A 9,489-nucleotide genomic window follows, 5' to 3' on the forward strand; every position below is an offset into this window, starting at 1 on the left:
TTCCTTTCGCGCGGCTTACGTCGCCCCAATGCAAACGGGGTCCTGATGTCGGGCATATCTGTGGTGCCCGGAACCGGCGCGGCGGCCGGAAAACCGCCGTGGCGTGAACGCGTTGTCCTAATCTTCGCGCTTCGCGGCCGAGGCGAAGCGATAGCCGATGCCGGGTTCGGTGAAGATGAAACGGGGCGCGGCGGCGTCATCGCCCAGTTTCTCGCGCAGGTGGCCGATCGCGACGCGCAGGTAATGGCTGTCCTTCAGGTGGGTCTGACCCCAGACGGTGCGCAGTAACTGCTCATGGGTCAGCAACCGCCCGGCATTCTGGACCAGAAGGGCCAGCACGTCGAATTCCTTGCGCGTCAGCCGCAGGGGCGTTTCGCCAAGCGTCACCATCCGCGCCGCGATATCGACGGTCAGATCATCGACCGTAATGACCGGGGCTATGTCGTCCGGGCCGCGGCGGCGTGTCAGGGCCCGCAGCCGCGCCAGAAGCTCGCCCGAGGCGAAGGGCTTGGTGACATAATCATCCGCCCCGGCATCCAGCGCCGTGATGATCTCGGCCTCATCCGCGCGGACCGACACCACCATGATCGGCACCGATGACCATTCGCGGATCGCGGCGACCACGTCTTTGCCGTCCAGATCGGGCAGCCCGAGATCGACCAGCACGACCGAAGGCGCGCCGGTGGCGGCAGCTTCGATCCCCTCGCGGCCGCGCGCGGCCTCGGCCATGGCATAGCCCGCGCCTTCAAGGATGACCCGCAGAAATCGGCGGATCGGGGCCTCGTCCTCGATCACCAGAATGCGGGCAGGGGTGGCGTCAGTCATCAATCTCCTCGGGGGCGGCCGAATCGGCAGGCAGCAGCAGTCGGATGGCCGCACCGCGCCCCGCCGGCGGCTCGATCGCGGCGACGCTGCCGCCATTGGCTTCGACCATGCCCTTGACGATGGCAAGCCCCAAACCGGTTCCGGCGGGCTGGCCATCGCCCTGCACCGCGCGGTGGAACAGATCGAACACGCTGCCGCGTTCGGCGGGGGGAATGCCCGGGCCTTCGTCGCTGACGGTGATGGCGACCTGCGCGTCCTCGGGTGCGGCAGTGATGCGGATGGTACTGCCCTCGGGCGCGTATTTGCTGGCGTTTTCCAGCAGGTTCGACAGCGCCTGGCCGATCAGAAGCGGATCGACCAGCACCGGCGGCGTGTCCGGCGCGACATCGACTGCGACGGTGAACCCGTCCAGCACGCGGGCCAGATCGGCGCGGGCGGCGGCGATCAGCTCGGCCGCCTCAACCCCGCGCAGGCGCGGGACGAGCGCGCCGTGGCCCAGCCGCGTCATCCCCAGAAGATTGCCGACGAAACGGTCCAGCCGCCGCGCCTCGTCCAAAGCCTGCCCGGTCAGGGCGCGATCCTGCGCGGGCGACAAGCCGCCATCCGCGACCGCTGAAAGCGCACCGATCACCGTCACCAAAGGCGTGCGCAGGTCATGGCTGACGCTGTTCAGCAGCGCCGCGCGCAGCTTTTCGGTTTCCGAGGTCAGCCGTGCCCGCTCCAGATCCTCGCCGACCTTGATCCGCTCGACCGCGACCGCGACCTGATCCTCGACCGCGTTCAGCAACCGGCGCGTGTCGGGGTCCATGCGCCGCTTCGGGTCGGTAAAGCGCAGCCCGATCACCCCCATCGGCGCGCCCTGCGTGGCCAAAGGCAGGAACATCCAGCCGGCCGCCGGCAGCGTGTCGGTATCGCGCCCGGCGGCCTGACCGCGCTGAAAGGCCCAGAGCGCCGCCGCGTCCGAGATCGGGTCCAGATCCTCTTCGATCGAGGGGAACCCCTGCACCTGCGTCAGATGCCCCTGCGGTCCCGGCATCAGGATCAGCGAATGACATTCAAGCGTGCGCGCGATATGCGCCACCCCTGCCCACAGCACGTCATCCGTGGTCGAGGCCGAGGCGATCTTGCGGGCGAAATCATACAGGGTCTCGGTCCGCGCCTGCGCGTCATGCATGAACTCGACCTGACGTTTCAGCCGCCCCGCCAGCGTGCCGGTGAACAGCGCCGAGATCGTGAATACCAGCAGGGCGACGACCGATTCCTCGGCCGCGACCTTGAAGGAATAATAGGGTTCGGTGAAGAAAAAGTTATAGGTCAGGAAGCTGACGATGCTGGCCGTGATCGCCGCCGCTACGCCCCGCCGCATCCCGACCGCCAGCACGCCGACCAGATAGATCACCGCAAGCGAGGCGACCGGCAGGACATGCCAGAACGGCCAGGCGATCAACGTGCAAAAGGCGGCGGCCGCCAGCGATTCCCCAAGGATGCGGAACCAGCGCTGCCCATTGAGCGGGCGCGCGCCGCGCGGCGCGGCAACGGCGCGATCGCCAAGCGGGGTCAGGATCGTCACCTCGAAATCCCCGGCGGCTTCGACCAGCCTTGCGGTCAGGGGCGGGAAGAACCGCGCCTTCAGCCGGTCCAGCCAGCCGGCGGAGGCAGGGCGGCTGACCACCAGCCGGGTCACGTTCAACTGCTGTGCCGCGTCCAGAAACGCGCCCGCCACGTCATGTTCGGCATGCAGGGTGCGGGTTTCGGCGCCAAGGCGTTCGGCCAGTTGCAGCGCGTCGATCATCGCGCCCGAGGCGGCGCTGCCCCGCGCCTCGATCCCCGGCGTCAGCACATGGGCCACGACCCACGGGATGCGGGCGCGGTCGGTCATCCGCCGGCCCGCACGCACCAGCCCCTTGGCGGTCGCCGGATCGTCCAGACAGACCATCAACCGGTCCTGAACCCCGGTCCGCCCCATGCCGCGCGTCAGCGCCAGCATCTCGGCATCGACGCGGCTGGCGGCGGTGCGCAGCGCCAGTTCGCGCAACGCGGTCAGGTTCGGCTTGGAAAAGAAGTTCGCCAGCGCCCGCCCGGCTTCCGCCGGCATATAGACCTTGCCGTCATGCAGCCGCTGGATCAGATCGTCGGCCGGCAGGTCGATCAGCTTGATCTCGTCGGCCATCTGCAACACGGCGTCGGGCACGGTTTCCTGAACCTGAACGCCGGTGATCCGCGCCACCACGTCGTTCAGGCTTTCGACATGCTGGATGTTCAGGGTCGTATAAACGTCGATCCCGGCGGCCAGCACCTCCTCGACATCCTGCCAGCGCTTGGGGTGGCGCGAGCCGGGGGCGTTGGTATGGGCAAGTTCGTCGATCAGGGCGAGGCCGGGGCGCCGGGCCAGCAGCGCATCCAGATCCATCTCGGTCAGGCGGCGGTCGCGATAGGAAATCTCGCGCCGGGGGATCTGGTCCAGCCGGGCCAGCAGCGCCGCCGTTTCCGTGCGCCCATGGGTTTCGACAAGCGCCGCCACCACATCGCTGCCCGCCTTGCGGCGGGCGGCGGCTTCTTCCAGCATGGCATAGGTCTTGCCGACGCCGGGCGAAGCCCCGAGGAAGATTTTCAGCCGCCCCCGTGGCGACGCCTCTGGTGCTGCCTCGGCATTCGCTTCGGGCAGGAAGGCTTCCGGGTGGGGGCGGTTGTCGTCGTTCATGGCGCGACCTTACGCATCCATAGCGTCAAGCGCGAGGTTCGCGCGCAACACATTCACCATCGCGCCGTCGACCAGACCAAAGGCCGGTCCGGTGGTCGCGATCCTGATCGCGGCGCGGATGCGGTCTTCGTCCAGCCCCCGCGCCGCCGCGATGCGCGGCACCTGCGCCAGCGCGGCCGCGAGCGAGATATGCGGATCAAGCCCCGAGGCCGAGGCCGTCGCCATGTCGGACGGCGCGGGCTGGCGGTCGAAGGCGGCGGCGCGGGTCCGCACCTGGGCCAGCAGTTCGGCCGAGGACGGCCCGAGGTTCGAGCCGCCGGAACCGGCGGCGTCGTAATCCACGGCCGAGGGACGGCTGTGCAGATATTCGGGCCGGGTGAAGTTCTGCCCGATCAGGCTTGACCCGACGATAACACCATCGCGGGAAATCAGCGAGCCGTTGGCCTGCGCGGGCATCAGCGCTTGCGCCAAGCCGGTCATGGCCAGCGGATAGGCAAGCCCAAGGATCAGCGAGAAGGCGCCAAGCAGGGTCAGCGCGGGGCGGAGTTGTGTCAGCATGGGAAAACCTCAGGCCAGATGCAGCGCGTCGACGAGAATGTCGATCAGCTTGATTCCGATGAACGGGGCGATCAGGCCGCCCACGCCGTAGATCAGAAGGTTGCGCGACAGCAGCGCGCCCGCCGAGGCCGGGCGGTATTTCACCCCCTTCAGCGCCAGCGGGATCAGCGCGACGATCACCAGCGCGTTGAAGATGATCGCCGACAGGATCGCCGATTGCGGCGTCCCGAGGCCCATCACGTCAAGACCGGCAAGACCGGGATAGGCGGCGACGAACAGCGCCGGCAGGATGGCGAAATATTTCGCCACGTCATTGGCGATGCTGAAGGTGGTCAGCGCGCCGCGTGAGATCAGCAGCTGCTTGCCGACCATGACGATCTCGATCAGCTTGGTCGGGTCGCTGTCCAGATCGACGAGGTTGCCGGCCTCTTTCGCCGCCGGCGTGCCCGAATTCATGGCCACGCCCACATCCGCCTGCGCCAGCGCCGGCGCGTCGTTGCTGCCATCGCCGCACATCGCGACCAGCTTGCCCGAGGCCTGTTCGGCGCGGATCAGCTCCAGCTTCTTTTCGGGCGTGGCTTCGGCCAGAAAGTCATCCACCCCGGCCTCGGCGGCGATCGCGGCGGCGGTCAGGGGGTTGTCGCCGGTAATCATCACCGTGCGGATGCCCATCCGGCGCAATTCGGCAAAGCGGTCGCGGATGCCGGGCTTCACGACATCCTTCAGGTGGATGACGCCAAGGATGCGCCCGTTCCGCGCCACCACCAGCGGCGTGCCGCCCGACATGGCGATCCGGCGGACCAGCGGCTCGGCGGCCTCGGCACCGCCTTGGGGAAAGGCCCGCGCCATAGCGTCCGAGGCGCCCTTGCGGATCTCGGTCCCATCGGCCAGATCGACGCCCGACATGCGGGTCTGGGCGGTGAAGGGCACGAAGCTGGCCCCCTGCCGCAGCGTGCCTTGGGTCAGGCCGTGCAGCTTGGCGGCCAGATCGACGGTCGATTTCCCCTCGGGCGTGTCATCGGCAAGGCTGCTGGCGAATGCGGCTTCGGCCACCTCGCGCTCGGTCGCGCCGGGGACGGGCAGGAAGGCGTCGGCCATGCGGTTGCCGAAGGTGATGGTGCCGGTCTTGTCCAGCAACAGCACGTCGATATCGCCTGCCGCCTCGACCGCGCGGCCGGATTTGGCGATGACATTGGCCTTGACCAGCCGGTCCATGCCGGCGATGCCGATGGCCGACAAGAGGCCCCCGATGGTCGTCGGGATCAGCGTGATGAACAGCGCGGCAAGCCAGATCACCGGGATGGTGACGCCCGACCAGCCCGCAAAGACCGGCAGCGTCGCCACCACCAGCAGAAAGACCAGCGACAGCCCGGCCAGCAGGATATCCAGCGCAATCTCGTTCGGGGTCTTGGCGCGTTTGGCGCCTTCGACCAGCGAGATCATCTTGTCCAGAAACGTCTCGCCGGGCTTCGCGGTGACGCGCATCACCAGCCAGTCGCTGACCAGCCGCGTGCCCCCGGTCAAGGATGACCGGTCGCCGCCCGATTCCCGGATGACCGGGGCCGATTCCCCGGTGATGGCGCTTTCATCGACCGAGGCCACGCCCTCGATCACCTCGCCATCGGTCGGGACGATGTCGCCCGCCTCGACAAGGATCAGCGCGCCGGTTTCAAGATCGGACACGTCGATCATTTCGTAGAGTTCGCGGTTGCCCTCGTTCAGCAGCGCCTTGGCCTTGGCGGTGGATTTGGTGGCGCGAAACGCATCGGCGCGCGCCTTGCCGCGCCCCTCGGCCACGGCCTCGGCGAAATTGGCGAAGATCACCGTCGCCCAAAGCCACAGAACGATCTGCACAGACAGGGCACGGCCCGGTTCGGACCAGTTGAGCACGGCCAGCACCGTGGTCACGGCGGCGACGGCGGCGGTGGCGAAGATCACCGGATTGCGCATCAGCTTGCGCGGGTCCAGCTTGGCGAAGGCCGCAAGCGCGGCGGGGCGCAGGATTTCGGGCGCGAACAGGCCCGGTTCGGATTTTGCGTGTTTCGACATCTTATGCCTCAGAAGCTTTGCCCGGCGGCGATCGACACATGTTCGGCGATCGGGCCAAGGGCCAGCACGGGAAGGAAGGTCAGCGCGCCGACGATCAGGATCGTGGCGACCAGAAGGATGGTGAAGGCCGTGCCATGGGTCGGGAAGGTTCCCGCCGTGGCCTCGGCGCGCGGCTTGGCGGCAAGGCTGCCGGCGATCGCCAGCACCGGGATGATATAGCCCCAGCGGCCGATCATCATGGCCAGCCCGATCATGGTATTGTGCCAGACGGTATTGGCCCCGAAGCCCGCGAAGGCGCTGCCGTTATTGGCCGTGCCCGAGGTATAGGCATAGATCAGCTCGGTCAGCCCGTGCGGGCCCGCGTCCTGCACCGCGCCCGCGGCATTGCCGGTCAGGATCGAGGCCGCCCCCAGCACCAGCACGCCCACGGGCATCACCAGCAGCGTCAGGGCGGCCAGCTTCATCTCGCGCGCCTCGATCTTCTTGCCCAGCCATTCGGGCGTGCGCCCGACCATCAGCCCGGCCAGGAACACGGTCAGCACGACATAAAGCACCATGCCATAGAAGCCCGCGCCGACGCCGCCGAAGATGACCTCGCCCACCAGCATGTTGAACAGGGGGATCATGCCGCCAAGCGCCATCAGGCTGTCATGCATGGCATTCACCGCGCCGCAGGAGGCGACGGTGGTCGCGACCTCGAACAGCACGGTCTGGGCGAGCCCGAAGCGGACCTCCTTGCCCTCCATGCCGGTGCCCGGTTCGGTCAGGCCGGCGTAAAGCGGGTTGCCGGCGCCCTCGGCGAAATAGGCGGCCAGCAGCACGGCCACGAACATCGCCGCCATCGCGGCGAAGATCGCCCAGCCCTGACGGCGATCACCCACCATGCGGCCATAGAAGAACGGGAAGGTGGCGGGGATGACCAGAATCGCGAAGATCTGCAAAAGGTTGCTGAGCGCGGTCGGGTTCTCGTAGGGATGGGCCGCGTTGACGTTGAAAAAGCCGCCGCCATTGGTGCCGAGCATCTTGATCGCCGCCTGACTGGCCACTGGCCCTTGGGCGATGACCTGCTGGCCGCCTTCCAGCGTGGTGGCGGTGACGGACCCGGCCAGCGTCTGCGGCACGCCCTGCCAGACCAGCAGGACCGCAAGGATGATCGCGCCGGGCAGCAGCAGATACAGCACCGCCCGGGTCAGATCGACCCAGAAATTGCCCAGGTCCCGCGTCGACCGCGCGGCCAGCCCGCGCACCACCGCCACCGCCACCGCGATGCCGGTCGCGGCGGAAACGAAGTTCTGCACCGTCAGGCCGAACATCTGGCTGAAATGCGACAGCGTGGTCTCGCCGCCATAGCTTTGCCAGTTGGTATTGGTCATGAAGCTGATCGCGGTGTTGAAAGCCTGATCGGCGCTCATCGCGCCGAAGCCCTGCGGATTGAAGGGCAGATAGCCCTGCAGCCGCAGCACCAGATAAAGCAGCAGGAACCCCGCCGCGTTGAAGGCCAGCACGCCGGCCGCATAGCCGGTCCACCGCTGGCCCGTGCCATCGGTGCCCGCCGCGCGTAACAGCAACCGCTCGACGGGCGCGAGATAGCGGATCCGTCCGGTGAACACCCCGGCCATGTAGGGGCCAAGCACCAGCCCGGCAGCGGTCAGGGCCGCGAGGAACAGCGCGAAGAACAGAAGATCGGAAAGCATCTCAGAACCTTTCCGGCGCCAGCAGCGCGCACAGGAAATAGATCAGCAAAAGCGCGGCCAGCCCGCCGCCGAGGATGAGATCGACGGTCATCTCACCGCTCCAGCCGCTGGATCAGCGCAAGGGACAGCCGCGCGGCCGCGAAAAGCGCAAGGCCGGATGCCGGAAAGATCAGGTCAGGGAGTGTCATGGTATTTCGCCGTTGTGGTTAGCATGGCGAAAAGGTGGCGTTTCAGCGCGTAACGGCGCCATATGCAATGCGAGCGGGCGCGTAACGCGGGCGTAAATTTTTGGGCGGGTGGGTGGCCGAAACCGGGGGGTGCAGCCAGCGTCAGCGGGGACGTGGGTTCGTCAGTTATGATATGGTGAGCTGTCCGGGCACAAAACGCGGCCACCGCTGCGGAAGGCGCATTGCTGCTCGCGCGGATTTCGGAAAAATATTCAGCGTCCCGTGCGTGAAGGTTATCGGGACCTGCCGTGCCAACTCGCAACAACGCACAGCGATCCCGGGGCTCCATGTGGCGAAGCAAGGGGCGCAGGTAACCGCCCGGATCCGAACCATAACGGTGACAGACCTGAGCGTGGGGGAACAGCGTACCGGCGCCCGCTTTCCCTTATCTCACAAATACATGTGGCGAATGGTATCGTCCGCCAACATCGCGCTTTTGCTGCCCTCTATCCTACCGTCACCGGAAACGACGGCGACAACGTGATCTATGCGCCGCAGGTTCGGATGACGGCCGATGGGGACGGCGGTAACGACACGCTGCTCGGGCCCAACGGCTCCGTGCTGTACGGCGGCGCTGGTAACGACTGCATCGTGATCAACGGCGCCAGCGGTCTGGGCGAGGGCGACGACGGCGACGATGTGTTGACTAGCGGCAGCGCCCCGATACGGGGTGGCGCGGCCAATGACACGCTGACCCTGACCGGCGACGGCCAGGCTCATGGCGATGCGGGCGACGACATGCTGATCGGTTCGTGCGGCAACGACATACTGATCGGCTATGTCGGTGATGATCTGCTTGACGGCGGGGCGGGTGCCGACAGCCTGTCGGGCGGACCGGGCAATGACACGCTGATCGCGCTTGGTGATGACACCTTGTCGGATGGGGCGGGCGCGGACCGCTTTGTCAACGGCCGCGCTGGCACGGCGCAGATCACCGACTGGTCGCCCGGCGAGATCATCGACCTGACGTCGTGGGCGGCCAATCCTGCCTATCGCCAGATCACAGCACAATCGATGCTGATCTGGGACGGGGCGCGCGGGGTCTATGTAAACCGGGCAACGGCTATCACCGTGGCCCAAGTGCAAGCAGCGGTGCTGATATGAGCGATCCTGACGATATCCCGGCACCCGGATCAGCACCGGCGGTCGCGCAGGGCTGCACCTGTAAGCCGTCCGACGGCGAGGCGGTCGAATCCGTGACGTGGCCCGGATGGATCACCGAGGGTTGTCCGCTACACGCAGGCCGGCTTCCTTCATTGCCGCCCGAGACGACGGGATGATCGTCAACCGCCTGTCACCAGAGGCCTCGGCAATGTCGATTTGCTTCTGCGCGTCGCTGTGCATGCCGTTTTTTACAAGTGGGCACCTCGATTTTTCACTGAATTCCTCTGAACGGACGAGATCAGCGGCTTGAAGCGGGGACTGCGACCGCCCG

At 67.1% G+C, this 9,489-nt stretch carries 8 protein-coding genes; 1 reads left to right on the forward strand and 7 read right to left on the reverse strand.

All coding sequences use genetic code 11. The features are described from left to right. Nucleotides 1-117: 117 nt before the first annotated feature. From ACFSCT_RS04205 to ACFSCT_RS04230, 6 genes are read right to left on the reverse strand one after another with little or no spacing between them, the layout of a single operon-like run. Nucleotides 118-825 carry a response regulator gene (locus ACFSCT_RS04205; RefSeq protein ID WP_379140354.1) on the reverse strand — a complete coding sequence of 236 codons (708 nt, stop codon included), beginning with the start codon at nucleotides 823-825 and terminating at the stop codon, nucleotides 118-120. Further along, nucleotides 818-3,526 carry a DUF4118 domain-containing protein gene (locus ACFSCT_RS04210; protein WP_379140356.1) on the reverse strand — a complete coding sequence of 903 codons (2,709 nt, stop codon included), beginning with the start codon at nucleotides 3,524-3,526 and terminating at the stop codon, nucleotides 818-820. Before ACFSCT_RS04210 ends, ACFSCT_RS04205 begins: the two co-directional genes overlap by 8 nt. 9 nt (nucleotides 3,527-3,535) lie before the next feature. Beyond that, nucleotides 3,536-4,084 (reverse strand): potassium-transporting ATPase subunit KdpC, encoded by a 549-nt coding sequence (gene kdpC, locus ACFSCT_RS04215; protein WP_379140358.1) that lies wholly within the window; start codon nucleotides 4,082-4,084, stop codon nucleotides 3,536-3,538. Nucleotides 4,085-4,093: 9 nt separating this feature from the next. Further along, nucleotides 4,094-6,133: a potassium-transporting ATPase subunit KdpB gene (kdpB, locus tag ACFSCT_RS04220; protein WP_379140359.1), complete on the reverse strand. Its 2,040-nt coding sequence runs from the start codon at nucleotides 6,131-6,133 to the stop codon at nucleotides 4,094-4,096. An 8-nt stretch (nucleotides 6,134-6,141) separates the two neighbouring features. After that, nucleotides 6,142-7,827, reverse strand: a complete 1,686-nt coding sequence (gene kdpA, locus ACFSCT_RS04225) for a potassium-transporting ATPase subunit KdpA (protein WP_379140361.1) — start codon at nucleotides 7,825-7,827, stop codon at nucleotides 6,142-6,144. A 1-nt stretch (nucleotide 7,828) separates the two neighbouring features. Continuing rightward, a complete protein-coding gene (locus tag ACFSCT_RS04230) occupies nucleotides 7,829-7,918 on the reverse strand; it encodes a potassium-transporting ATPase subunit F (protein WP_181744148.1) in 90 nt (29 codons plus the stop codon). Between the two features lie 640 nt (nucleotides 7,919-8,558). Between ACFSCT_RS04230 and ACFSCT_RS04235 the strand changes: the two genes are divergently transcribed. Next, nucleotides 8,559-9,158, forward strand: a complete 600-nt coding sequence (locus tag ACFSCT_RS04235; protein ID WP_379140363.1) for a calcium-binding protein — start codon at nucleotides 8,559-8,561, stop codon at nucleotides 9,156-9,158. Between the two features lie 111 nt (nucleotides 9,159-9,269). Here ACFSCT_RS04235 and ACFSCT_RS04240 read toward each other — a convergent pair. Next, nucleotides 9,270-9,489 (reverse strand): hypothetical protein (locus ACFSCT_RS04240; protein WP_379140365.1); only part of this gene is annotated, 220 nt, incomplete at its 5' end.

The sequence above is a fragment of the Paracoccus pacificus genome (assembly GCF_042680785.1).
Lineage (GTDB): Bacteria > Pseudomonadota > Alphaproteobacteria > Rhodobacterales > Rhodobacteraceae > Paracoccus > Paracoccus pacificus.

Bases quoted from the DNA above. Each gene is read 5' to 3' on its own strand.
- ACFSCT_RS04205 (WP_379140354.1), bottom strand. From the start codon at position 825: ATGACTGACGCCACCCCTGCCCGCATTCTGGTGATCGAGGACGAGGCC.
- ACFSCT_RS04210 (WP_379140356.1), bottom strand. From the start codon at position 3,526: ATGAACGACGACAACCGCCCCCACCCGGAAGCCTTCCTGCCCGAAGCG.
- kdpB (WP_379140359.1), bottom strand. From the start codon at position 6,133: ATGTCGAAACACGCAAAATCCGAACCGGGCCTGTTCGCGCCCGAAATC.
- ACFSCT_RS04235 (WP_379140363.1), top strand. From the start codon at position 8,559: ATGACGGCCGATGGGGACGGCGGTAACGACACGCTGCTCGGGCCCAAC.
- kdpA (WP_379140361.1), bottom strand. From the start codon at position 7,827: ATGCTTTCCGATCTTCTGTTCTTCGCGCTGTTCCTCGCGGCCCTGACC.
- ACFSCT_RS04230 (WP_181744148.1), bottom strand. From the start codon at position 7,918: ATGACCGTCGATCTCATCCTCGGCGGCGGGCTGGCCGCGCTTTTGCTG.
- kdpC (WP_379140358.1), bottom strand. From the start codon at position 4,084: ATGCTGACACAACTCCGCCCCGCGCTGACCCTGCTTGGCGCCTTCTCG.